Source organism: Streptomyces sp. NPDC056224, from assembly GCF_042267665.1.
Classification (GTDB): domain Bacteria; phylum Actinomycetota; class Actinomycetes; order Streptomycetales; family Streptomycetaceae; genus Streptomyces.
The window spans coordinates 97,867-121,266 of sequence record NZ_JBHJTK010000009.1; the positions used below are offsets into that span (position 1 = coordinate 97,867).

Annotated in this window: 18 protein-coding genes and 4 pseudogenes; 10 read left to right on the top strand and 12 right to left on the bottom strand. The window is 68.9% G+C overall.

Annotated features, from left to right (window positions below):
• Window positions 1-485: 485 nt before the first annotated feature.
• A protein-coding gene (locus tag ACFCZ1_RS14750; protein ID WP_376678709.1) for an IS5 family transposase occupies window positions 486-1,417 on the top strand; the annotation gives its coding sequence in 2 pieces (ribosomal slippage) (window positions 486-833 and window positions 836-1,417; 930 coding nt in all).
• A gap of 15 nt (window positions 1,418-1,432) precedes the next feature.
• On the opposite strand, the gene ACFCZ1_RS14755 is transcribed toward ACFCZ1_RS14750, so the two are convergent.
• Window positions 1,433-1,747, bottom strand: coding sequence for a PRC-barrel domain containing protein (locus tag ACFCZ1_RS14755; RefSeq protein WP_254722854.1), 315 nt, complete (start codon window positions 1,745-1,747; stop codon window positions 1,433-1,435).
• Window positions 1,748-2,246: 499 nt separating this feature from the next.
• Window positions 2,247-2,450 (bottom strand): cold-shock protein, encoded by a 204-nt coding sequence (locus ACFCZ1_RS14760; protein WP_008735947.1) that lies wholly within the window; start codon window positions 2,448-2,450, stop codon window positions 2,247-2,249.
• 756 nt (window positions 2,451-3,206) lie between these two features.
• Between ACFCZ1_RS14760 and ACFCZ1_RS14765 the strand changes: the two genes are divergently transcribed.
• A complete protein-coding gene (locus ACFCZ1_RS14765; RefSeq protein WP_376678710.1) occupies window positions 3,207-3,434 on the top strand; it encodes a hypothetical protein in 228 nt (75 codons plus the stop codon).
• A 309-nt stretch (window positions 3,435-3,743) separates the two neighbouring features.
• On the opposite strand, the pseudogene ACFCZ1_RS14770 reads toward ACFCZ1_RS14765, so the two are convergent.
• The 3 genes and pseudogenes from ACFCZ1_RS14770 to ACFCZ1_RS14780 form a co-directional block, all read right to left on the bottom strand.
• Window positions 3,744-3,952 (bottom strand): annotated as a pseudogene (locus ACFCZ1_RS14770) (MerR family transcriptional regulator); the annotation flags it as partial.
• Between the two features lie 261 nt (window positions 3,953-4,213).
• Window positions 4,214-4,377, bottom strand: a pseudogene (locus tag ACFCZ1_RS14775) (hemolysin III family protein); the annotation flags it as partial.
• A 655-nt stretch (window positions 4,378-5,032) separates the two neighbouring features.
• A complete protein-coding gene (locus ACFCZ1_RS14780; protein WP_252308804.1) occupies window positions 5,033-5,989 on the bottom strand; it encodes a DMT family transporter in 957 nt (318 codons plus the stop codon).
• Window positions 5,990-6,059: 70 nt separating this feature from the next.
• Here ACFCZ1_RS14780 and ACFCZ1_RS14785 point away from each other — a divergent pair, with 70 nt between their 5' ends.
• Both ACFCZ1_RS14785 and ACFCZ1_RS14790 read left to right on the top strand, forming a co-directional pair.
• Window positions 6,060-6,977: a LysR family transcriptional regulator gene (locus ACFCZ1_RS14785; protein ID WP_252308805.1), complete on the top strand. Its 918-nt coding sequence runs from the start codon at window positions 6,060-6,062 to the stop codon at window positions 6,975-6,977.
• A gap of 445 nt (window positions 6,978-7,422) precedes the next feature.
• Window positions 7,423-7,647, top strand: coding sequence for a hypothetical protein (locus tag ACFCZ1_RS14790; protein ID WP_266602969.1), 225 nt, complete (start codon window positions 7,423-7,425; stop codon window positions 7,645-7,647).
• A gap of 422 nt (window positions 7,648-8,069) precedes the next feature.
• On the opposite strand, the gene ACFCZ1_RS14795 is transcribed toward ACFCZ1_RS14790, so the two are convergent.
• Both ACFCZ1_RS14795 and ACFCZ1_RS14800 read right to left on the bottom strand, forming a co-directional pair.
• Window positions 8,070-8,909: an IS5 family transposase gene (locus tag ACFCZ1_RS14795; protein ID WP_376678711.1), complete on the bottom strand. Its 840-nt coding sequence runs from the start codon at window positions 8,907-8,909 to the stop codon at window positions 8,070-8,072.
• A 960-nt stretch (window positions 8,910-9,869) separates the two neighbouring features.
• Window positions 9,870-10,083, bottom strand: a pseudogene (locus ACFCZ1_RS14800) (ATP-binding protein); the annotation flags it as partial.
• 152 nt (window positions 10,084-10,235) lie between these two features.
• On the opposite strand from ACFCZ1_RS14800, the gene ACFCZ1_RS14805 reads away from it, so the two are divergent.
• A complete protein-coding gene (locus ACFCZ1_RS14805; RefSeq protein WP_252308806.1) occupies window positions 10,236-11,072 on the top strand; it encodes a PhzF family phenazine biosynthesis protein in 837 nt (278 codons plus the stop codon).
• Window positions 11,073-11,379: 307 nt separating this feature from the next.
• Here the strand turns inward: ACFCZ1_RS14805 and ACFCZ1_RS14810 are convergent, their stop codons facing one another.
• The 3 genes and pseudogenes from ACFCZ1_RS14810 to ACFCZ1_RS14820 form a co-directional block, all read right to left on the bottom strand.
• A complete protein-coding gene (locus ACFCZ1_RS14810) occupies window positions 11,380-11,604 on the bottom strand; it encodes a hypothetical protein (RefSeq protein ID WP_376678712.1) in 225 nt (74 codons plus the stop codon).
• A gap of 503 nt (window positions 11,605-12,107) precedes the next feature.
• Window positions 12,108-12,440: pseudogene (locus ACFCZ1_RS14815) on the bottom strand (DUF4158 domain-containing protein); the annotation flags it as partial.
• A 370-nt stretch (window positions 12,441-12,810) separates the two neighbouring features.
• Window positions 12,811-13,713: a LysR substrate-binding domain-containing protein gene (locus ACFCZ1_RS14820; protein ID WP_252308809.1), complete on the bottom strand. Its 903-nt coding sequence runs from the start codon at window positions 13,711-13,713 to the stop codon at window positions 12,811-12,813.
• 110 nt (window positions 13,714-13,823) lie between these two features.
• Here ACFCZ1_RS14820 and ACFCZ1_RS14825 point away from each other — a divergent pair, with 110 nt between their 5' ends.
• From ACFCZ1_RS14825 to ACFCZ1_RS14840, 4 genes are all read left to right on the top strand, one after another.
• Window positions 13,824-15,014, top strand: a complete 1,191-nt coding sequence (locus ACFCZ1_RS14825) for a four-carbon acid sugar kinase family protein (RefSeq protein WP_252308810.1) — start codon at window positions 13,824-13,826, stop codon at window positions 15,012-15,014.
• Window positions 15,011-16,000, top strand: coding sequence for a 4-hydroxythreonine-4-phosphate dehydrogenase PdxA (pdxA, locus tag ACFCZ1_RS14830; RefSeq protein ID WP_327738882.1), 990 nt, complete (start codon window positions 15,011-15,013; stop codon window positions 15,998-16,000). Before ACFCZ1_RS14825 ends, pdxA begins: the two co-directional genes overlap by 4 nt.
• A 44-nt stretch (window positions 16,001-16,044) precedes the next feature.
• Complete coding sequence (locus tag ACFCZ1_RS14835) at window positions 16,045-16,725, top strand: HisA/HisF-related TIM barrel protein (RefSeq protein ID WP_376678713.1); 681 nt, start codon at window positions 16,045-16,047, stop codon at window positions 16,723-16,725.
• 883 nt (window positions 16,726-17,608) lie between these two features.
• Window positions 17,609-18,115: a site-specific integrase gene (locus ACFCZ1_RS14840; protein ID WP_252308813.1), complete on the top strand. Its 507-nt coding sequence runs from the start codon at window positions 17,609-17,611 to the stop codon at window positions 18,113-18,115.
• Between the two features lie 489 nt (window positions 18,116-18,604).
• Here the strand turns inward: ACFCZ1_RS14840 and ACFCZ1_RS14845 are convergent, their stop codons facing one another.
• Complete coding sequence (locus ACFCZ1_RS14845; RefSeq protein WP_376678714.1) at window positions 18,605-19,942, bottom strand: PLP-dependent aminotransferase family protein; 1,338 nt, start codon at window positions 19,940-19,942, stop codon at window positions 18,605-18,607.
• Between the two features lie 92 nt (window positions 19,943-20,034).
• Here ACFCZ1_RS14845 and ACFCZ1_RS14850 point away from each other — a divergent pair, with 92 nt between their 5' ends.
• A complete protein-coding gene (locus ACFCZ1_RS14850) occupies window positions 20,035-20,658 on the top strand; it encodes a DJ-1/PfpI family protein (protein WP_252308815.1) in 624 nt (207 codons plus the stop codon).
• Between the two features lie 196 nt (window positions 20,659-20,854).
• Here the strand turns inward: ACFCZ1_RS14850 and ACFCZ1_RS14855 are convergent, their stop codons facing one another.
• Window positions 20,855-23,383: a SpoIIE family protein phosphatase gene (locus ACFCZ1_RS14855; protein ID WP_372499586.1), complete on the bottom strand. Its 2,529-nt coding sequence runs from the start codon at window positions 23,381-23,383 to the stop codon at window positions 20,855-20,857.
• Window positions 23,384-23,400 lie beyond the last annotated feature (17 nt).

Genomic DNA, 23,400 nt, shown 5'->3' on the forward strand with positions numbered 1-23,400 from the left:
ACGGGCCAGCCCGATCGCCGGCTCACCGCGCGTACCAGCAGACACTGGCCACCTTCGCAACCAGCTGGCCCACCACCGACGCACGGTTGACCGCTTCATCCCTGCTCTCAACTGTGGCGGACATCTGTCGGCTTCTCCTCGTCGCTCTGGCATGCGTCGGGCGCCCGGTGCTCACCTCCGGGAATTCCGTGCGCAAAGACCACTCGGATTCGGGACTCCGCAGGCCTGACGAGTGAGCGCGCGGGTGACCCTGACCGCGTCCGCCGTTGCTCGTACGTCGTGAACTCGGGCCGTCCGGCGCCTTGGTGTGCAGCGATGGCTGACAGGGCGGCCACGTTCCATGAGAGCCAGGATTCGCTCCCCTGCCGCCAGACGCGGGGAGACCTGCTGCAGGGCAGCCGACTCCGCTCGGCGTCACAAGGAGAGTTAGGCGCTGTTTCTCGGATCTCCTGACCTGAGTGGGGTGTTGGGGTCAGGCTGTCCGTATGGGGCGTGGGGATCTGACGAACGCAGAGTGGGACCGGCTGGAGTCGTTCTTGCCTCCTGGCGGTGCCCGTGGAGGCCGGTGGAGTGATCACCGCCGGGTCATCAACGGGGTGCTCTACCGGGTCCGGACCGGTGTGCAGTGGCGGGATCTGCCGGAGCGGTTCGGGCCGTGGGAGACCGTCTACAAACGTCATCGCCGCTGGTCAGCGGACGGAACGTGGACGATGCTGCTGTCTCGGATCCAGGCAGCTGAGGACGCCGCGGGCCGGATCGACTGGGAGGTGTCGGTGGACTCGACAGCAGTGCGGGCCCACCAGCACGCCGCCGGCGCGAGGAAGACACCGGCGGCCGCCGATCCTCAAAAGGGGAACGTTCGGGGGACGAACCCGGTCGATCCGGTGTTGCGGAAACTGGCGATCCGACTCGAGGAAGTGGTCAGATCGGCGAGTGTCTGGGACGCTCCCGCGGCGGATTCACCACCAAGATCCACATCGCCGCGGACGGGCGATGCCGGCCTCTCGCCCTCGTTCTGACACCGGGGCACTACGGCGACGGGCCTCAGTTCGAGCGGGTGCTGGAGCAGGTCTCCGTGCCCCGTCCCGGAGTCGGCCGGCCCCGCACCCGCCCCGACCATGTCCTCGCGGACAAGGCCTACACGTCGCGGAAGAACCGCCGCTACCTGCGACGACGCGGAATCCGGCACACCATCCCCGAACGCCTCGACCAGCAAAGACACCGCAAGAACCGCGGCTCCCGAGGCGGCCGGCCCACCGGCTTCGACCGTGAGCGATACAAGAAACGCAACACCGTCGAACGTGCCATCAACCGGCTGAAGGGCTTCCGCGCCGTCGCCACCCGCTATGAGAAACGCGCCTACATCTACCTCGGCACCGTCACCCTCGCAGCCCTCATCATCTGGCTCCGCACATGATCCAGGAAACAGTGCCTAGTAGTTGCCGACCGCCGACAGGTATCGGTGGTCGGCTGTCTCGCTGTCGGTGGTGAAGCGGGGAGCTACTCTGATCTGCTCCCGACTCGGCGCGACCTTCACCGTCTGCGCTTCGGTGTCGATGACGGTTATCGCACCCGCCGGGATCAGCACGCTCTGGCCGAACACCCACGCGCCGGTGTCGACCACCAGGTGCTGCATGCCGGGCTGGTCCTGCTGGCGGTCCACGTGCCCGATGACGCCGTCAGCGGCCTCCACGGTGAAGCCCACCAGCGAGTGCCGGGACGTATAACCGCTGTCCTGCGCGTACATCCACACACTGCTCACAGATTCGTCTCCTCACCCTCGACAACCAGGCCCAGGGCCTCTCGGGTCGTATCGCCCCTCCTCATTCCCCGGCATGCGCCGGACAATCGAGGGCTGCCAGTGAGGGCCTCAATGGGGCATGGGGCCGAGCGACATCCCGGCTGGCGCTCGCAAGCGATGCGCCCCGGCCGGAACACGACCACAGGAACCCGTACGCGCGTCGCTCGTGCGGTTAGCGGCCGCAGCCAGGCCGCCCCCGTCTGGCCTTTGCGGCGGCCAACCGGCCGCCGGCCTCGCAGTCGTCCACGGCAGATGGCCGGCACGCACGGTCCCTCCGGCTGAAGCCTTGCGGCGCGGCAGACCGGCCTGGACACAGACCAGGGCCGCGCAGCAGACGCTGCGCGGCCCTGGTCCGGTATGCATCGGATCCCGCCGACACCGAAGGCGTCCGCTGTCCGGACGGAAGGGTGGGCGCCCGCAGAGTCCGGAGACGGGGTGGCGAAGCTCAGGCCGGGTTGATGTTCTCGGCCTGGGGGCCCTTCTGACCCTGGGTGACGTCGAACGTGACGACCTGGCCTTCCTGGAGCTCGCGGAAGCCCGAGGAGTTGATGGCGGAGTAGTGGGCGAAGACGTCCGGGCCGCCGCCGTCCTGGGCGATGAAGCCGAAGCCCTTCTCCGCGTTGAACCACTTCACAGTTCCCGTAGCCATGTCTCTTGCCTTCCAGTCGATGAACGCCTCCCACACCATGCGGAAGACGGAGGTGATCGCCCTGGTTCCTGCGGCACAGCACAGCAAAGCGCCCACGCCGAAAAGCGTGGGCAAAGGGAACTTCCGAACCACGACAGCTGACTCAAACGCTACACGCCCACAACACCCCGTCACCAGAGGGAGCGGGCACGCGTCGTGCGCGTGCCGCACCCCGCGGCCATCGAGGGATCGGGCGGCCATCAGTCCTTCTCATGTGCCGCTGCCCGGGCAGGACGGTTAACGGGTTTGCGTGTGGCGTTGGCATCACCTCGGAGAAGCCCACAGTGGGGCAGGTGGCCCGACCGCATCGCAGCTGCGCCCGTGCGAAGGGGGTGTCCTGCAGGCCGGCAGGATCGTTTTGACGATCGTGACGGATCATCATTGGGAGCCTTCCAGCCCCCGGGCCGAGGTGGGCAGCGGTAAGCGCAGAGCCGAGGCTCGTATTCCGGAGCAGACGCCCCGTCGGCCTTTCGGCCACCCCGCACACGCCCGTGCCCAGGTCACCGCAGAGGCTCAGGACCAGGCCACACCCTTGTACACACAACTCGCCGCGAAATGGGCAGCCCGCGGCGCCACCGTCCCCTGCCTCCCCGACCCCCTGTGGCAGCGCCTGACGTCCATCGAACACCTCGAACGGGAGACTGAAACCACCCTGCGTCAGCTCCACCTGGCAGGAATCGCCCAGCCCACTGAAGGCCCGCTGGGCACCGATCAGCCGTGGACACTCCCGTGATCCACTCATCGCTCGTGTGCCAGGGCTGCTCTGGCACCCTCCACGCCGTCTCCACCGCCCATACCCACTTCGCGCACCTGCTCAGCTGGGAGGTCGACCACGACCACACACCCGCCTGCTGTCCCCTGCGTCCCTTCCTGCCGCTGACAGGTGAAGCCGCTCACATCCACGAACTCGCCCACGCCGACCGCGTCCTGACCACACCGACCTGACACTGCCCGGGACAGTCGACAGACACGGGAAACATGCGAGGGCGCCACCCACGAGCGGCATCTCCAGCTGATGTCGATGCGTAAGCGGGCGGGGCGGTTGTCGAGGCACCTGCGGACCGCGTCCCGGGACGGCAGGCGCAGTCTCTCCCGGTCGCGTTCACCAGCCGAGGCGGATGAAGCCCTAGCGGCCGCGAGGACCACCGTGCAGGGGTGGGGGCGGGCGGCCTGCCGAGGGCCAGGGAGCACGTCCGCCTCCTGCGCTCCTGCTGTCCAAGGCGGCTCATCAGCTCCGGCCACCTCATGCCGCAGCGGTGGGTGCGCCGATCCGGCGGCACGATGGTCTTCGGCGTTGACGCGCTGCGCTTCCTCGAGTCGGTCCTCGAGGTGACGATCCGGCAGGCCGCCTCGATGGGGGTGCCCCGGTCGACAAGTTCCCGGGCGCCGGCGGCGATGCGCAGCTGATAGCCGGAGTAGCGCCGGTGTCCACCGGCGGAGCGGACCGGGGTGATCAGGCGGTCTTGCCGTGGAAGTCGAACGTGGTGTTCACGTGTTCTCCCATCCAGAGGCTGGCCGTGGTCGAAGGCGGGCCGGAAGTGGATCAGTGCCGGGAAGGCACAGGCGCGGTGGTGCCGTCTGTACAGGAACCGGGGCGAGGCACCGGTCCACGAGCCGGGTCTGCCGTCGGGTACCGCTGAGGGCGATGAGCGGCGGGAGGGCGAGGGCGGCCGAGAGGGAGCCGACCAGGGTCGGTCCTGTCCTGGAAGAAAACCTCCTCCTGGTCAGTAGGCGGCGAGGGAGATGGCGGTGTAATGGGCGGTGAACGCTGCCACGGCAAGGCGTGGAAGACCTCGTGGTAACCGAACCAGCGGGGTGAGGGGTCGGAGCGCTGGAGGGCGTAGACGACCGCGCCCGCGCTGTAGAGGAGCCCGCCGGTCACGATCAAGCGAGTACGGCGGGATCTCGCGGCAGAGAATCTAACTACTCGTCAGTAGAGTCAGCAAACCCCGTCGGTTATGCCGGTGGCGATCAGGCCCGGCGAGGGCGGTGCGGGCGCGCTGTTCGGTGTCGAGGTCGGCGGATTGGGCACCGAGGGTACGGGCGGCGGCCTTGACTCATCCTTCCCAGCGGCGGCTTCGGCGCCTGCTACGCCGAGCGGGCCATGCCCACCTGGATCTGACCTGCCCCACAGGTCAGGACGCCAATCCCACAGGCCGGGACCGCCCTCGTGCGGTCCCGGCCGTGCGGCCGTCAGACCTCGTCCAGATCGTCGGCGTCGGGGGCGCGGAAGGGGCGCAGGCCCTGGCTGGGGCTGTTGGCCTTGATGTTGAACAGGGCCCAGGAGGTTGATGCCGGTCCTTGGGCACGAGAACCTCAACGTGCTCGGTCGCTACTGCTACCCCGCCTCCAGCCGACTCCAGCGCCCTGCGGCCCCTGCGCGACCCGGACACACTCGAACTGGACGATGACGACGACGGCGGGTAGGGCTGATCTTCCACAGGGGCCGGGGGGCGGGGCTGGGGCCAGGAGAGTCCCGGGACAAGCCAGGTGCGTCCGTCGCTGCCCCGGTCCGCCCGTCACAAGGCGGCCCTGGGAGTGCATCAGCTATGGGGGCGGGCGCCCGTCACGTGCTCGGCCGCGGCCGCCCAGGGGGGTGGGGTGTCTCGTTTCCTGACCCGGAGTCCGAAGGCGACGCCGATGAGGACGAGCGCGGCTCCCGCGATCTGGTTGAGGGAGGCGGTTGCCGTGCCGGTCACGGACAGGGCCAGAAGTGAGGCCAGGGGGATGAGGCCGTTGAAGAGGCCGGTCCGGCCGGTGCCGAGCCGCTCGACGGCTCCGTACCACATCAGGAAGACGACCATGGTCACGCCGAGGGCGAGGAAGGCCAGTGCCGAGAGCTCGGCGCCGCTCGGTCGCCGCAGCACAGGGGTCCCGGTGACCGAGCCCGTGATCACGGCGGTCAGGAGGAGCATGCCCGAGGCGAGTGCGCACGCGTAGGTGATGGCGGTCAGCGATCCGAGCGCCTTGGTGGCGGGCGCACCGAGCAGTGTGACCGCGCACACTCCGGTGAGGGCCAGGCACGACCACGCGAAGCCCTGGGCGCTCCACTGCACTGTGCCGCCGGTGGACAGCTGTGCCACGGCGGACCCACAGGCCACACACAGGGCCCCGGCCATCAGACTCCGGGAGGGACGCACCTGAGCGAGCAGGGACTGGACCAGGACGATGATCAAAGGTGCGGCGCCCAGCGCGACACCGACATTGCCCGGCGAGGTCATCGAGGTGGCGTAGACGAGCACGACGCCGTACCCGGCCATCCCGGTCGCGGCCAGCAGAAAGACCCATGCCATCTGGGCCGGGGAGGGCCGTATGAAGGTGTGCCTGCGTATGCGGGCCCAGATCAGCAGGAACACGGTCGCGAGCCCGTAGCGGACGGCCTGCCCGCCGATGAGCGGATAGCCGTGAAGGTGGGTGGCAGCGGCGACGGACCCGCCGATGAGGCATACCGCCCCGAGAGCCAGGGCGGCCCCGGAGCGTTCTCGTGCATCGAACATCATGCGGCCACGCTGACATCGATGCGTCGTAAGCAGAAGTACGATATTGCTCACTAGGCAGTAAGGGGAACTGATGATTGAGGTGCAGCGGCTCGTCCTGTTCCGCGAGGTGGCCCACCGCGGGAGCTTCGCCCGCGCGGCCCAGGCACTGCAGATGACCCCGTCGGCGGTCTCCCAGCAGATGGCGGCCCTCGAACGCGCCGCCGGGTTGAGGCTCTTCGAACGCAGCACCCGAGGCGTCACCCTCACCCCGGCGGGCCAGATCCTCGCGCGCACCGCCGACACCGTCCACGGCGAACTGCACCGGGCCCACCGGACACTGGCCCAGCTGCGTGACCAGGGCCCGCCCACGGTGACCGTCGCCACTTTCCCCAGCGCCGGCGCCTTCCTACTCGCGCCCGCACTGGCAGCACTCGCGGCGCGACGCGACACCCACGTCGACACAACGGTGATCGAATCCGAACCCACTCAGGCTCTGGCCGCCCTCGGTGACGGCCGCGCCGATATTGCCCTCGTCTACCACTTCAACACCAGGCATCCCCCACCGAGCTGGAAGGACGCCGCAGCCCGCTGCACCTACCACCCGCTCCTGCACGATGACCTGCGCTTGGTTGTATCCGCCGACCACCGACTCGCCTCGCGCCGAGCGGCCCGTCTCGAAGACGTCGCCGACGAACCATGGATTCACGGATGGGACCTGCTAGGAGACGCGGTCGACGCGCTCACCTCCGCGCACGGCCTCACGCCCAAGGTGGTCTGTCGCTCCAGCGATTTCCGCTTCATGCAGGCGCTCGTCGCGGCGGGAGTCGGAATCGCCCTCATCCCTTTCCTGGCCGTCGAGGACCGGAACGACACCCGCGCCCTGCCCGTCACGCCCACCGCCAAGCGCCGCATCGGCGTCTACACCGCACCAGGCACGCCACCCACGCCACCTGTGCGCGCACTGCTCGAAGCCCTCCAGGAGCGAGCCGAAGCCCTGCACCCGGACTGACCGCTGCCGGGCCGCCGACCGGACCCGACGCCGTTCACCGCACCCAGCCCCGCCGCAGGAGACCACCGCCGGAACCCTCGTCCACCGGCGTCGCCCGCGAAGTAGCGGCCCGGAACCGGATTCGCACAAACGATGGCACCCTCGAGTGATCAACGCACCACCCACGGATGACATGTGATCGTGGAGGCACAGGTGCGTGACTACGGGTTTTCGCCGGCTCAGCAGGATGAGATTTTGGAGACGCTGGCGCGAGGGGCAGACGTTCAGTTTGATCGGGCGGGTGCTCGGGGCGCCGATGCATCACGTCCGTCAGTTCCTTTACCAGGGCGGCGGTATCCGTCTCACTCCGCGGTAGCGATCAGCGCGGCATCTGACCGGTGGCGAACGCGACGAGATATCCTGAGGCATCACCGCCGGAGAGTCCGCCCGGCAGCTGGCCGGAAGGCTGGGTAGATCGCCTTCGACCGTCTCCCGCGAAATGGCCCGCAACAGTGGCCGGGACCGCTACCGATCCGCTTCCGCCGACGAGGCCGCCTGCACGTGTGGGCGTCGGCCCAAGCTCACCCAAAAGCCCGCTCTGCGTTCGTCGAGCGCCCCAGCCGCTACAGGGCCATCGTCGCGCTCCCTGACGGCATCAAGGCCGAGCAGGTCACTCCGCACCTCACCATGAGCCTCCTCGGCATCCCGCCGCAACTGCGGCGGACGCTCACCTGGGATCGAGGGCGAGAGATAGCCGAGCACCAGGCCATCACCGCCGAGACGGGAGATGCCGATCTACCTCTGCAAGCCTCGGAGCCCGTGGCAGCGCGACACCAACGAGAACACCAACCGGCTGCTTCGGCAGTACCTGGCCAAGGGCGCGGACCTCCGTACGTTCAGCCAGGCCGACCTGGATGCCATCGCCCATCGCCCATCGCCCATGAACTCAACCATCGGCCGCGCAAGACCCATGGCTACCGCACTCCGGCAGAGGACTACGCTGGCCTCTTGAACAGCGGTGATGCGCTAACCGCTTGAGCTCGCCATCCTTTGCCAGTGAACTACGATCGGCTCTCAGAGGGCGTTTGATCTAGGCGGATTGCCCTTTATCTCCTAGTAGGTTCCTCGCCAGGTTGGTGTGGTCTCGTCCGTTATGCGCTTGCTGAGGTTGTCGATGGAGGCGATGTGGATCATGGCTTCGGAGCTGGTGGTGAGGGTCTCGTAGTCGCGGGCGAGCCGCCGGTGCATCATGATCCAGCCGATACTCCGCTCCACTACCCAGCGCCGTTTCACGACGTGAAATCCGCGAACTCCGGGTTTTCTGTTGACTACTTCGACGTCGATTCCGAGCTGGGCGCCGTGCTCGACGACGGCGTTCTTGAAGCCGGTGTCGACCCAGCTCTTGGAGATGGTCGGGTAGGTTTCCTTGGCCTGGTCGAGAAGGCGCATTCCCATGGCGTTCTCGGAGAGGCCGGCGCCGGCGACGGTCACGGCGAGGATGAGGCCGATCGTGTCGGTGAGGATGCCTCGCTTCCGTCCGACGATCTTCTTGGCGGCATCTGTTCCCTGGCTGGTCAGGGGCGCGTTGGTGGAGGTCTTGACGCTCTGGGTGTCGATCACTGAGGCGGTCGGCTCGGGTGTGCGGCCCTCCTTGACGCGAGCCAGGCCGGTGAGGTCGTAGTTGAGCTGAACGAAGATTCCCTCGTCGCGCCAGGCCGCGTAGTAGAAGTAGACCGTGCCGTGGCCCGGGAAATCGTGCGGAAGGTATTTCCAGGGGATTCCTGTGCGGTTGACGTAGAGAATTGCGTTGAACACGTCACGTAAGTCGACCTTGGGTGGCTGGCCGGTGGGCCTGCGGTCGAGCCGGGCTTTGCGCCAGGCTGCCAGTGTCGGCTCGATGAGGGCCCATCGGGCGTCGGACAGGTCGCTGGGGTAGGGCTTGAGCTGGCTCACGCCGTAGCGTGAGCACGGCTGTGCCGGAAGGTTCCGTTCCGCTGCTGCCCGGCGTTTCCACCTCATCTTCGAACCAGACGGACTTCATGCACGAGGAACGGAGCAAACGGGCGGCCGTGTCGAGAGGTCTACGGATGCGAGGGGGTGCATACGGCGCAAGCACCTCAAATCTGACCCACACGAGTCCGACTTACTGACACAAACTCTCTTTTAATGCCCACTCAGAACCCGTTCTCACGCAAAAGAGGGACGGACCTCCTTCTGAGACTTGCATTCTGCGAAAATCCGGACCCATGACGGGCCCTCAGCAGCCTTCCCCGACCAACCGGTCGGACGCCGACGATGTCGAACAGCACGCCTGCGAAGTGTGAGGCACAGCCCGGCTCGCCGTGCCGCTCGCGCGGCTGTGCAGTCGCCTCCGCCTACCACACCCGCCGCTTCAGCAAGGTGCCCCGCCTGTCGAAGGTGCCCACCGCAGTCGGGCCTGCGCGCCCCCGAAGTCCGTCCTGCTCACGGGAGTGACAGCGCGTACTCGGGCGGGTCCGGCGCACAATGAGTTCAGGGTGTACCGCTGGACGAGCACCGAGCTGGGTGTCACGCAGCGTCGAACGTGGCCGGGGTGACGGCAGCGGTGAGCCCGCCCAGGACCGCCGCCGCGATCGCCGACAGGCGAGGAAAGGGCCTCCTGCGGGGGAGGATGTTGCGCGCATGTCAGAACGTACCGACAAGTGCGGTCGCGCGCGGCGTCCTGGAGCCTGTGAATCCGGATTGCGCGACGCCCTGCGCTCGCAACCCGGCATCCCGTTCTGCCCGGTGCGTTCCGCACCGCCGACAGTGGTGCCCCCGCCGTCCTTGCCGTCCGCGCCCCTTTCCGAGGGGGCTGCCCACCCGGGGCACAAAGCCCTCGGGGGTAGCTCACCGCCCTCGCGACGGACCGGTGGACGGGCCCACGGCGGGAACTCATCGTCGCGCGAATGGCTCCTTCTCCGCACCGCCCACGGCGCCCGGGCCGGACGGCTCCTCGGTTCCAGGACACTTCGGCTCGTCTTCCGTGGTCCGGGCGGGCAGGGTCTGCTCGGCCCAGATCGTCCCGCCCGTGCGTGTGGCGGCTGCCCCAGCGCTGGGTGAGCTGGGCGACGAGCAGCAGACCGCGGCCGCCCTCGTCGAGGCACCGCTTCTACTTCCGCGAGCGGATGGCCGTGACCGCCTTCAACTTCGGCAAGCCCCTCGACTGACGAGAGCCCCGCCGGACGGGCAGGACAGGCAGGCCACCTTCGCGGAATTGGCTTTCCTTTGGTGACGGTTGGCCTCGCTAAGTTTCGTGGCATGCGAATCCAGATCGTAGACGCCTTCACCACCCAACCCTTCGCCGGAAACCCCGCCGGTGTCTGTCTGCTCCCGGCCGGGGAGTGGCCGGACGACACGCGGCTGCAGCAGATCGCCGCGGAACTGAACCACGCGGAGACGGCCTTCGCCCTGCCGCTGCCGGCCGGGGGCGAGGCCGATTGGGAGATCCGCTGGTTCACCCCAACCGTCGAGGTCGGCCTGTGCGGCCATGCCACTTTGGCCACGGCGCACTCGCTGGAACGGGACGGGCTGCTGCCGGCCAGCGGGTCGGTGCGGTTCCGCAGCCGCTTCCACGGCCTGCTCATCGCGCATGCCGGGGAGGAGGGGGAGATCACCCTGGACTTCCCGGCCGCGCCGGCCATCGAGGTCCCCGTCCCCGGCGGCCTCGCCAAGGCGCTGGGGCTGCGGCCCGAGGCGACCTTCCGTACCGGCGCCCTAGGCCATCTCCTGACCGTGCTGCCCGACGAGGCGGCCGTACGGGGGCTGCGCCCCGACCTCGGGGCGATCGCGGCCCTGACCAGGCGCGAGGAACTGTGGGGGGTCATCGTCACCGCCGCTGCGGCCGCGCCGGGGTCCGGCTACGACTTCGTCTCCCGCTTCTTCGTGCCCGCCAACGGCATCCCCGAGGACCCGGTGACCGGCAGCGCCCACACGGCGCTCGCCCCCTACTGGTCGGCACGGCTGGGCAGGTCCGGCGTCCTCACCGGATTCCAGGCGTCCGCCCGCACCGGCCTGGTCAGTACGGAGCTGCGGGCGGACCGTGTCCTGCTCACCGGGCACGCGGTCACCGTCCTGGAGGCAACCCTGCGCGCCTGACGGTCCGCCCGCGGCGACTGTGACCGCGGGACCCCTGCGGCGGCGTCTTCCCTGGCGCCCGCGTCCCCGTCGCCGTCCGCTTCGGCATCCGCGTCCGCGACCGTTCCCGCCTCCCCTTCTGGTACTCCGACGGCTGTCGGCTCCTCGGTGCCCTCGGCCCGACCCGGCTGAGGGGCGCGGTCGACACCAGGATCCAAGTAGGAACGGCACAGCCAGATCATCCAGGCCAGCGCAGAACCGCGCCACGGCCGCCTTCAGGAAACCGATCGTCGGGTCATCGCTCGCCCGCACACCCTGATGACCCTGATCACGGCCTGTGAAAACCTCCGACAGCACCATCGGCGGCCGTGCCGCACACCGCGATCCACACCTGACGCAGCAGGATCGCGGCGGCGTCCAGGTCTTTGAGGGTGCGCAGCCGCTGCTTGGTCATCTTGGTGCTGGAGGAACGGATCAGGTCGCCCATCACCAGATCGAGCACCTCGATCGCCTCGTCTGCGGCGATCTGCGGCATCACCGCGGCGAACGCCACCAGGGTGGCCAGGCGCCGGTCCCCGCCGAGGTCGGAGACAGCCTGAGCGCGGGCCGCCCGCGCAAAACGCACCAGCGCCTGGAGCCGTCCCCGGGGGTATCGCGGACAGGTCCCAGGCGGTGCCGCCCAAGGTGTTCAGCGCCTCGTACCGCTCCAGGGCCTTGCTCACCCCGCGCGCGGTGATGTCCCGGGGTGAGCGCCGCAGTCGGTCCAGCTCGGACAGGCGCTTGCTCGCGGGGACGACGACCAGGCGCTGCAAGCAGGCGGCCTGTTCCTCGGTCGGGGCGGCTGCGAGCGTTGCCCACAGGCGTTTCTCGGCGCGCTCGCGTGAGCCGGAGACCAGCCGTTCCAGCACGGTCACCCCGGGCAGCACCACTTCTTGACGACCAGCCGCTTGGTGGCCAGGTCGAACAGCAGAGTCGGGCGCTCGGAGCCGATCCACGCCGCTGGTACATCCAGCGGGCCAGCGAGAACCACTGGTCGAACTCGAACTTCGTGTATCCGTATCCCTTGCGGATCTGCTCCTGGTGGTCCCAGCGGTGCTCTCTTCCGCCGTAGCCTGCGAACTCCGCCGGGTCCAGGCCCAGCTGCTCGGCGACGTAGTCGACCACGACGCCGGGCACCTGTTCGGGGTTGTCCAGGAACGTTCCCAGGTACCGGACGGTCCCGAGCTGGACCGCCCAGCCGATCCGGTTCCGCGCGCCCTTGGCGGCCATCGCCCGGCGCCGCGCGGTCTGGTCGAGTAGGAAGGAACCGGCGAGCTGTCCCTCGTCCGGGTCCTCCGCGAACCGGCCGAAGCGCCGTCGCTGGTCCTCGCTGAGAAAGTTGGTGGGCACCGCGCGCTCCTTGATCGTTACCGTTGACTCGCGCGCGACGTTCCCAGCCCGTCCAGCCGTCTGCTCGCTGATCTTCCATTCCGGTCCGGATCACGGACCACATCTGATAGGGGTCGCCGTAGCGGGCACTGGCACGGCCCCGCACGTGGCGGTGGAGTCGCCTGCGCAGCCTGATCAGCGCGGAGAAGCGGGCCACGGACAAGGAACGGCTGGCGACGATGGCGCGGCTGGAGAGGAATCGCGGTGAGTCGTCCCCGTGTGAGGAGGTGAACGCCGTGGCCACGGTGGTGGAGCAGTGACGACGAGGCGGAGGCGGCGATGCGTGCTGTTGGCCACCCGCGTCGGCCCTGGTCTCGGAGCAGCCCGACGGTCACGCCTGGTCAGAATCGGTTTCGAGCTGGCTCGCCTGGGCCCGCAGCCACGCCGTCAGCTGGCGGACGCGTGCGTCTTGCTCGGGTGGTTGACGGCTGAGGAGGTGGTAGCTGGTGCCGTCGGGGACGAAACCGAAGGGTGCGACGAGTTGTCCTCGCTCCAAGTCGTCGCGGACGACGGCATACGGGGCGATCGCGACCCCGACGTCGGCCGCGGCAGCCTGGAGAGTCAGGTAGAAGTGCTCCAGGGTCTGCTGGGAGGCGGGCTCTGCTTTCATGCCGGTGATGCGTCGCCAGTCGTCCCACGCCTGCGGCCGCGTACCGGTATGCAGAAGGGCTGCCCCCGTCAGGTCGGCGGCGCCGGTCAGGCGGGCCGCGAGATCGGGCCGGCAGACGGGTCCGATCCTCTCTGCGAACAAGCGGGTCCGGCTCACCTTTTCGGGAAACGGAAAGTCGTCTCGGCGGATCGCGAGGTCGATGTTGTCCCGCTCGAAGAAGACGGGGCCGCCGCCTGCGGACAGGTGGACGGTGACGTCCGGCACGTTCACGGCCAGATCGGGCAGCCGCGGAATGAGCCACCGCATCAGGAGTGTGGGCTCGCACGAGAGGGTGAGCGGTCCCGCGGGTGTGCGGTGCGAGATCTGCCGGGCGGCCGCATCGATCTGATCGAGTGCGTCCCGGACGACGGCCGCCAGCTGGCGCGCCTCCGGGGTCGGTCGCAAGGCGCGTGTCTGCCGCTCGAACAGTGATATCCCAAGGGACCGCTCCAGGTTCTGGACCTGTCGGCTCACCGCGCCGTGCGTCACATGCAGCTCCTGCGCCGCCACGGTCATGCTCGCATGCCGGACGGTCGCTTCGAAGGGCAGCAGAGCATTCAGAGGGGGCAGACCCGACCATCGCATACATGAATTTTACTCACAGGTCTCGTGAGAATGAATCGTTTGTCCAGCCCTTTTGCCGGAATGACTATTGATCCAGTCACAGAAAACGCTGACCTATGGAGAGGTGGGACATGACATTCCGCAACGACGTGCGGTCGGGCATCGCCATTCTGGCGGATGACCTCACCAGCGCCGGGGACGGTGCCGCGCCGTTCCGCCGGGCCGGCCACGACGCCCGAATCCTGCTCTCCACCCCGGCAGCGGTGCCGCGGCACGCCACGGGCGTGACCGCGGTCGACCTCGGAAGCCGCGTACTGGACGAGGAGGCCGCCGCTATGCGTACGTGGCGCGCGGCGCGCCTGTTCGCCGACTCCGAGCTGCTCTTGAAAACGGTGGATTCCACCCTGCGCGGTCATGTCGCGACAGAGGTCCGGGCTGCGTGGGCGGGATCGCGTAGGCGGGCCGTCGTCATTGCTCCGGCCTTCCCCGCGGAGGGCCGGGTGACGGTGGAGGGAGTCCAGTACGTGCGGGGTGTACCGGTCCACGAGAGCGACTTCGCCCGCGACCCGGTACACCCCGTGCGGTGCTCGGACCTCCCGACGCTGTTCCCGGAGGCTGTGCTAGCAGGGCCGGGACTCGCGGCCGAGCTGCCCGAGCTGATCGGCAACGGTGACCTGATCGTCTACTCCGCCGCCAAAGACGGCGACCTCGACCGCCTGGTGGCAGCGGTGCCGCGCCTCGACGACGTGCTGTGGGTCGGCTCCCCGGGGCTGGCGGCCGCCCTGGCCCGAAGGTGCGCACGCGCCGGCGGCGCTGCGTCGGTGCCCGCGCCGGCCCGACGCCCGCTGATCGTCGTCGGCAGCGCCAACCCGGCGACCCGGCGGCAGCTGGCCGCGCTCCGTGCGCGGGCGGATGTCCAGGGGGTCACCGTCAGCGGCGATCCGGCCGCGGCAGTGGAGACGCTGCGCGGCCTGACGGCCCCAGTCCTCACCCTGCAAACACCCGATGAACGCCGCGCGCCACAAACGGCGCGAGCACTCGCCCGCTCTCTGGCAGCGGTCGTCCAGGCGCTGACCGAAGAGCACACGGTCGACGCGCTCGTCGTCACCGGGGGGGAAACGGCTGCGACCGTGCTCCAGGCCCTTGGTGCCACCGGCATCGGCCTGCTCGACGAACCCGAACCCGGCGTCGCCCGCGGAACTCTGCTCGGGCAGCTCCCCCTCCCCGTGCTGATCAAGGCGGGCGGCTTCGGCGACGACGCCATGCTCCTGCGCCTGTGCCACCTCATCCGACATCCCCTCGACCCAGGAGAGCACGCATGACCCCGATCGCCATCACCATGGGCGACCCCTGCGGAATCGGCCCCGAGATCACCCTCGAAGCGTGTGCCGATCCCCGGCGCACCGTGCCCGTCGTCGTCATCGGCGACGTGGACGTCCTCGCCCGCGCCGACCGGGTCGCCGGAACACGCCTCATCCTTCGCCCCATCGCATCAGTCGACCAGGCGGCGTTCGCACCCGGCACGGTGGACGTCCTCACCGAGAACCGCCTTCCGATCGACCTGCCCTGGGGCACACTCGACGCCCGCGCGGGCGCGGCGTCCTTCCAGTACGTCCGCCGCGGTATCCAGCTCGCCCTGGCAGGCGAGGTAAGGGCCCTGGTGACCGCGCCGATCAACAAGGAAGCACTCCGCTTGTCCGGCGTCCCTTACCCCGGGCACACCGAGATGCTCGCCGACCTGTCCGGCACCACGGACTACGCGATGATGATGGCCACCGACGAGCTGCGGGTCGTCCTGGTCACCGTGCACCAGTCCCTCCGCATCGCAATCGACGCGATAACCACCGCCCGCGAACTCGACATCATCCGCCTGACCCACCGCACACTCCAGCGCAGCGGCCTGCCCGCCCCGCGCATCGCCGTCGCCGGCCTCAACCCCCACGCAGGAGAGAACGGCCTGTTCGGCCGCGAGGACCTGGACATCATCACCCCCGCCATCCAGGCCGCGCAGAGCGAAGGCATCCAGGCCAGCGGACCCTGGCCCGCCGACACCGTCTTCATGCGAGCCCGCGCCGGAGCCTTCGACGCCGTGGTCGCCCAGTACCACGACCAGGGCCTCATCCCCGTCAAGTACCTCGGGATCGAACACGGCGTCAACATCACCATCGGCCTGCCCTTCGTCCGCACCAGCGTCGACCACGGCACCGCCTTCGACATCGCAGGTCTCGGCACGGCTGACCACGCCAGTCTGCTCACCGCCCTGCGCCACGCCGACCGCCTGTCCTCCGGGGCACCGGACCGCCCCTGACCACCGACTCGAATCAACCCCGGAACAGCAAGCCGAAGGACACCGTGGACTTCATCTTCATGCTCACCCGCGACGACCGCACGGTCACCGACTGCCTCGATGTCCTCGACACCATCAAGGACCTCGGCATCACCCACATCGGGTTCAAAGACATCGGCGTCGACCGCGACACCCTCGCTCAGCTCCACACCCGCATCAAGGACATGGGCGCCACCACCTACCTCGAAGTCGTCAGCACCGACCGGGACCAGGCCCTTGCCTCCGTACGGACAGCCACCGAACTCGGCGTCGACTGGCTGATGGGCGGTACCTGGATCGAGGAGACCCTCAACCTCCTACACGGCACATCCATCGGCTACCTGCCCTTCGCCGGAGCACCCCTCGGGCACCCCACCCGCCTCGCCGGCAACCCGGACCGGATTGCCTACGACTGCCGACGGGCGGAAGCCGCGGGCTGCGCCGGCGTTGACCTCCTCGCCTACCGCGCCACCGATGCCGACCCCCTCGACCTGGTCCGCGCCGCCCGCGCCACCACCACCGGCCGCCTGGTCGTCGCTGGCTCCATCACCAGCACCGACCAGATACAGGCACTCGCATCAGCCGGAGCCGACGCCTTCACCATCGGATCCGCCGCCTTCGACGGCTCCCTCCAGCCCCACGCAGGAACCATCCGATCCCAACTGGCCGCCGTGGTTGGTCTATCAGGAATCAAGAATCAAGTGTGATTCGGCCACCTCGCACGGGACCCCACTCCATCGAACGCAGCCGCCCCACAACCTGAACCACGACAGGAAGGGGCAGATGAAGCCACCGCCATTTGCGGGCGTCGGCAATCGGTTTCTACTACCCGAGGCGTCCAACGGCACTCCGCAGTAGCCGTCACGATGGTGAGTTCACTCCGCCCGGGCTACTGCCGCAGTAAATACCGGATTTACTGCGGCAGATCCTCTATGGCGATCTCCGTGACCTGCGCCGGAAGCTTCCGGTCGCCGGGGTGAGGTGTACGCATTTACTGCGGCAGTGCCGGGAGGGCGGGGCGGGCGTGACGATCGAACCAGTGACCGAACTCGGGGCCAGGGGCGCGTTGCGTTTGCCACGCGCCCGAGTCGTACCCCTGTCCGCCCCTCCGGCCACGTACACCGCGGCGGTCGATCGGTACCTCACCGGCGCAGGGATCGCGAAGTCCTCCGCGCGGATCTACCGGATCTCGCTGACGACGTGGGGCTGGATGCTCGCCGGGCAGAGCGCGCCGACCGGGCCAACCCACCGTGGCGCGAAGCCGCCCGCCGTCCCCGTCGCCATGATCGACGATCCGGTGCTGCCGGAAGTGCTGGCCGAGCTGGCGGCGGCCCGGGCGGACGAGATGGACGCCCACACCGTCAACCGCGAGCTGTCCATCGCGCGCAAAGCGATCGGATGGTGGCAGCGCCAGGGCTGGACCACCTGTGACCCGACTATCGGCATCGAGCGGCGCCCGGCCCCGCCGGACCGCACCAAGGCCCTCGCGGAGAACCAGATCGGCGCCCTGTGGCGCCTGGACGTCGCGCTGCGGGAGAAGACGTTCTGGAAGATGCTCTACGAGTCCGCCGCCCGGGCCGATGAGGCGCTGTGCCTGAACGTCGAGGACCTGCACCCGGGCGACAAACGCGGCCGCATCCTGGCCAGGGCGGGGCGACGGAGTGGATCCACTGGCAGTCGGGCACCGCCCAACTGCTGCCGCGCCTCATCGCCGGCCGCAGCCGCGGCCCGCTGTTCCTCACAGGCCGCAAGCCGCCCTCCGGAACCCCGACGCTGGACGTGTGCCCCGAAACCGGTCGCGCCCGGCTCTCCTACCGCCGGGCTGAGGAGATCTTCGAGGAGAACACCCGACTGCTGGCCAACCCCCTTGCCTCACCCGAGGACATCGAAGACCTGGACGGCTGGACCCTGCACTGTCTCCGCCACAGCGCGCTCACCCATGACGCCGAGGGCGGCACCTCCACTCCGATGCTGCTGGCCCGCTCCCGCCACGCCTCCGTCCGCTCCCTGGAACGCTACGCCCGCCCCGGCGTCGACGCGGTCGCCCGGCACGTCGCCGAACGCGACCCGGCAGCCCGACGCACCGCGCCTTGGTGAACGTGACGCGGGAACACGGCCTCGACTTCCCAGGTGCCGCTGTGACAGGGCGCGGAGGGCGAGACAACCTGTCAAAACTTCTGACAGCAACACCGGTTTCCTGTTCCATTCCTACTTGGACCCCTACCTCTGACACAGAGTTGTGGCACCAGCTTTTGACACAGGTCGAACTGCGGGGACGTGACCACCGCGCGACCATCGGGTACCTGTGCCACATCCATGCTTGTGAGACAGCCGAAATTGGCGCCCTGGTCCCGAAGTTTCAAGGCCGGCCGATCCTCCACGAGCTGTGGCGCACGCTGGCGCAGGCAACGTCGTTCCTTTGCGGCTGTTGAGAGGTCTTGAGGCCGTCGGGTCCGGGGGAAGACGGCTACGGTGATTCCCTCATCAGTCTCGGGTCGCAGGCCGACCGGGCCCCAGGCCTTCAGCGCCGACGGACTTTCGTACGCAGATGTCGGTACGGGCGGGAATCGGTTGGTCGAGGGGAGTTTAGGTGTAGGCGTCCTCGACGGCGGCTTGTCGCACGGTATGCAGTGTCGACTGGAGACGGTCCAGATCGGTCGAGGCCAGAGCGAGGCGGATCGCCTGCGGCGTATGCGTCGAGGTGGTGAACGGCTCCGCTGTGGTCACCGAGATGTGCCGGCGCGCGAGGGTGGCGGTCAGGCGATCGGCACGTGCGCCGTCGGGCAGTGTCAGCCAGGTGAAGTAGGACGAGGGGTGGCCGATGAGTGGTAGGCCTGCCAGCTCTTGTCTGGCGAGTGACTGGCGGGCCTTGGCGTCCTCTCGTTTCTGCGCTTCCAGGCGGTCCACCGTGCCATCGTCGAGCCAGCGGCAGGCGATCGCGGTGGTGAGGGCGGGGGTGTTCCAGGTGGTCACCCGAATCGCGCGTTCGAGTGACGGCACCGCAGAGGGCGGGGCGACGACGAAGCCGACCCGGAGGCCGGTGGCGACGCTCTTGGACAGCCCCGAGACGTAGACGGTGATGTCCGGCGCAGTCGCGGCCAGAGGCGGTGGAGGGTCCTCGGCCAGGTAGGCGTACGCAGCGTCTTCGATGATGAGCGAACCGTACTGGCGGGCGATCTTGATCAGGCGGGTTCGGTCCCTTGCGGGCATGACCCAGCCCAGAGGGTTGTGCAAGGTCGGCATGGTGTAGATCGCGCGCACAGGGCGGGTAGCGCACAGCTTCTCAAGAGCATCGAGATTCGGCCCATCGGTGGTGGTGGGTATGGGCTCCAGGCCGAGTTGAAGAGCGTGCGCGAGCACCTTGAAACCCGGGTAGGTGAGCGCGTCGACCGCGACAACGTCGCCGGCTTTGAGCGCGGCCATGACAGTGATGGCCAGGCCCTGCTGCGCACCGTTGACGATGAGGATCCGATCGGCGTCGGTGGTGATTCCTCGGCGCCTCAGGTGCCGTGCGATCGAGGCTCTGTCCTGGAGACGCCCTCGATGGGGTTGGTAGCGCAGGAGCGAGTCGAGATCACCGGAGGTGGCCACCTCCCGCAGAGCCTGCCGTAGGAGATCGGCTTGGCCGGGCAGCGAGGGAAAGTTGAAGGTGAGGTCGACCGCGTCCGTGGCAACGACCTGCTGATCGATGCCATGACCGGCGGGAACTGCGATGTCACGCACGAACGTGCCGCGGCCCTGTTCCCGGCTCACCAGACCCATCGCTTCCAGCTGGGCGTACACCCGAGTCGCGGTCACCACGGCGATGCCCTCACGGGCGGCGAGCCCGCGGTGTGTCGGCAGCCGCACGCCTGCGGCGAGCCGCCCCGTCCGGATGTCGGATGCGAGCGCGTCGACCAGCGTTTTGTACCGCGAGGCTGCCATGCATCGAATTGTATCCATGACAATTCTTTGACCGTCATGTTCGCGGGTCTTTACCGTCAAGCCCCCGCCACCGATACGGAAGGGCAACCGCCGTGCACATCGCCATCCTCACCTTCGAGGGCTACAACGAGCTTGACTCCCTGATCGCGCTCGGAGTGCTCAACCGCATCAAGAGCGACGACTGGCGCGTCACCATCGCCACCCCCGCAGCCAAGGTGACGTCGATGAACGGGGTGGTCATCGAGCAGATGTCCACCCTTGAGGAGGCGTGCACCGCCGACGCCGTCATCGTCGGGAGCGGCATCGCCACCCGCGAGGTCGTCGAAGACCCGGCAACCATGAACATCCTGCGCCGCCTGAACCCCTCGCGCCAGCTCATCGCGGCACAGTGCTCCGGCGCACTCGTGCTGGCCAAGCTCGGCATGCTCAACGACATCCCCGCCTGCACCGACCTGACCACCAAGCCCTGGGTCGTCGCCGCCGGCGTCGAGGTACTCAACCAGCCCTTCTACGCCAAGGACAACATCGCCACCGCCGGTGGCTGCCTGGCCTCGCAGTACCTCGCCGCCTGGATCATCGCCCGCCTCCAGGGCAACGACGCCGCCGAAAGCGCGCTGCACTACGTCGCCCCGGTCGGCGAGAAGGAGGAATACACCGAGCGCGCCTGGCGCAACATCACCCCATACCTGCCTGCTCCCACACCGGCGCTCGTCTGAACAACGAGCCGCAGGCAGCGACCGTCCAGGAAGCCACGCCCCCGGCGGCCTAGCGCCGCTCGTTCGCGGCCCGCACCTACCGGACTCTCAGGTAGGAGACGACGTTGTGCATGACCACTTTGCCCATCACATCTTCTGGATGTTCCAGGGGTTGGAAACGCATCTCCGTCCACATGGACCCGGCGCACGACGGAACTCATCGCCGTGCGAGTGGCTTTCCCCCACCACCGCCTACGGCGCCTCGGCTGGATCCTGTGTCGCTTACGGTGCCTGAGGCCCCGTTCTCCGCGCGTCCGGTGGGCAGGGCCTGCTCGGCCCAGATCGTCTTGCCCGTGCGGGTGTGGCGGCTGCCCCAGCGCTGGGTGAGCTGGGCGACGAGCAGTAGACCGCGGCCTCCCTCGTCGAACACGCGGGCCCGGCGCATGTGGGGGGCCGTGCTGCTGGAGTCCGAGACCTCGCAGATGAGCGCTGTGTCAAGGATCAGGCGCAGTTGGATGGGGGATCCGCCGTAACGGATGGCGTTGGTGACGAGTTCGCTGACGACGAGTTCGGTAACGAAGCCGAGGTCCTGCAGGTGCCAGGTGGCCAGTTGCTCGCAGGCCAGTGCACGGGCGCGGGCGACGGAGGAAGGGTCCGCGGGTACGTCCCAGGCGGCGACCCGGCTGGCTTCGAGCGCACGGATACGGACCACGAGGAGGGCGACGTCGTCGGCGGGCCGGTCGGGCACCAGACTTCGTAGGACTCCGTCACAGATCTCCTCCAGTGCACGGCCGGGGCCGCCGAGGGCCCGGCGGAGCATCGCGAGTCCGTCGTCGAGGTCGCGGTCGGGGGCGTGGACGAGGCCATCAGTGTAGAGGGCGAGGATGCTGCCCTCGGAGATGTCGAACTCCGCGGTTTCGAACGGCAGACCGCCCAGCCCCAAGGGGGGTCCTATCGGCAGGTCGAGGAAGGAGACCTTGCCGTCAGGGGTGACCATGGCCGGGACAGGGTGACCGGCGCGGGCCATGGTACAGCGGCGTGAGATGGGGTCGTAGACGGCGTAGAGGCAGGTGGCTCCGACCTCGCCCGGGCTCGGTGGTTCCTCGGCGGCATCCTGTGTCCGCTCGGAGTCCAGGCGCAGGACGATGTCGTCGAGCTGGGTGAGCAGTTCGTCGGGGGCGAGGTCGACGTCGGCGAGGGTGCGTACGGCGGTGCGGAGCCGACCCATGGTGGCGGACGCCTGCACCCCGTGGCCGACGACATCGCCCACGACGAGGGCCACCCGGGCTCCGGATAGGGGGATGACATCGAACCAGTCGCCGCCGATGCCGGCGCGGGAGCTCGCTGGCCGGTAACGGGAGGCGACCTCTACGGCCGCCTGTCTGGGTGCGTGCTGCGGGAGCAGACTGCGCTGGAGGGCGAGTGCCGTGTCGCGTTCCCGTGTGTAGCGGCGGGCGTTGTCGACACACACTGCCGCGCGTGCTGCGAGTTCCTTGGCGAGCAGCAGATCGTCGTCGTCGAAGGGTTCCGGTGTCCGGTGGCGGCCGAGGATCGCCAGGCCGAGCGTGATGCCGCGGGCCCGCAGCGGCACCACCAACAGGGTATGGATGCCGTGGGTGTCGATGCTTCGGACACTGTCAGGGGAGTCCGCGGCCCACCATCGCCGCCCGGCTTCGTCGACGGCGTGGAACAGACCGCGGCCGTCCGTCAGCACGCGTCCCTGCGGCGAGTCCTTGCGGTAGCCGTGCGTGGCACCGACGGGGATCGTCACCTCGGGACAGCCCTCTAGCACGGACCGGCAGGCGGTGCGACGGAAGACGGGCGCGGCATCGGGCATAGCGCCCGTCTCGTCCCCGGCCAGCGCGGACTCCAGCAGGTCCACGAGAGCGAAGTCAGCAAAGTGCGCCGTGTACACCTCGGCCAGTTCCTCGGCGGTGCGGGCCACGTCGAGGGTGGAGCCGATCCTGACGCTGGACTCGTTGAGGACGCTCAGTCTGCGCCGGGCGAGGAACTGCTCTGTACTGTCCATGGCCGCCAGACACAAGCCTCGTATCCGGCCCGCATTGTCCTTCAGCGGGCTGAGGGACACCAGCCAGGCGTGTTCGCGGGGCTCGCCGGGGGCGTGTAGCCAGGCCTCGTACGGCATGGTCTCGCCCGTGCGCAGGACCCGCTGCACCGCGTCACCAAGGCCCTCGAAGCCGGGGAGGCGCCGCAGGCCGTCGACCGATTCGCCCACCCGACGGCCGAGCAGATCCCTGGAGGGCCTACCCATCACCCCCTCCATCGCGGAGTTGGTGGACACCGCGAGCCCGTCCTGGTCGAAGAGGGCCACCGGGACGGGGAACTGCTCCAGCGCCCACTTCTGCAGCTGCGCCGCCGGCTCTGGCACGGTGGCCGTGAGAAACCAGTGGACGGCACCGGCCCCGTCGAGCAGCGGGTGCGCGTCCAGCCGCACCTCGACGGGGTGGCCGTCCCGGTGCTGCACCACGACCGTACCGCTCCACTCGTCCGGCTCGGCCAGGCTGCGCAGGGCATCGACCGGCAGTGGTTCGGCCAGCAGATCCGCCACGGAGCAGCCAATCACGTCCCCGGGCTCGAAGCCGAGCAGGCGGCGGGCCGCGTCGCTCCACGCGGTGACCAGCCCTCCGGCGTCCGCCGCCGCTGCGGCGGGGCCCCGGTTCACCGATGCGGCCCTGCGCTCGTCCACGGGTTCATCCTTCTCGACGGCACCAGTGTTAGTACTCATTGTGCGCCGGACCCGCC

Coding starts and splice junctions, on each gene's coding strand:
- ACFCZ1_RS14755 (WP_254722854.1), bottom strand. CDS start 1,747: ATGTACGCGCAGGACAGCGGTTATACGTCCCGGCACTCGCTGGTGGGC.
- ACFCZ1_RS14760 (WP_008735947.1), bottom strand. CDS start 2,450: ATGGCTACGGGAACTGTGAAGTGGTTCAACGCGGAGAAGGGCTTCGGC.
- ACFCZ1_RS14780 (WP_252308804.1), bottom strand. CDS start 5,989: ATGATGTTCGATGCACGAGAACGCTCCGGGGCCGCCCTGGCTCTCGGG.
- ACFCZ1_RS14785 (WP_252308805.1), top strand. CDS start 6,060: ATGATTGAGGTGCAGCGGCTCGTCCTGTTCCGCGAGGTGGCCCACCGC.
- ACFCZ1_RS14805 (WP_252308806.1), top strand. CDS start 10,236: ATGCGAATCCAGATCGTAGACGCCTTCACCACCCAACCCTTCGCCGGA.
- ACFCZ1_RS14820 (WP_252308809.1), bottom strand. CDS start 13,713: ATGCGATGGTCGGGTCTGCCCCCTCTGAATGCTCTGCTGCCCTTCGAA.
- ACFCZ1_RS14825 (WP_252308810.1), top strand. CDS start 13,824: ATGACATTCCGCAACGACGTGCGGTCGGGCATCGCCATTCTGGCGGAT.
- pdxA (WP_327738882.1), top strand. CDS start 15,011: ATGACCCCGATCGCCATCACCATGGGCGACCCCTGCGGAATCGGCCCC.
- ACFCZ1_RS14845 (WP_376678714.1), bottom strand. CDS start 19,942: ATGGCAGCCTCGCGGTACAAAACGCTGGTCGACGCGCTCGCATCCGAC.
- ACFCZ1_RS14855 (WP_372499586.1), bottom strand. CDS start 23,383: ATGAGTACTAACACTGGTGCCGTCGAGAAGGATGAACCCGTGGACGAG.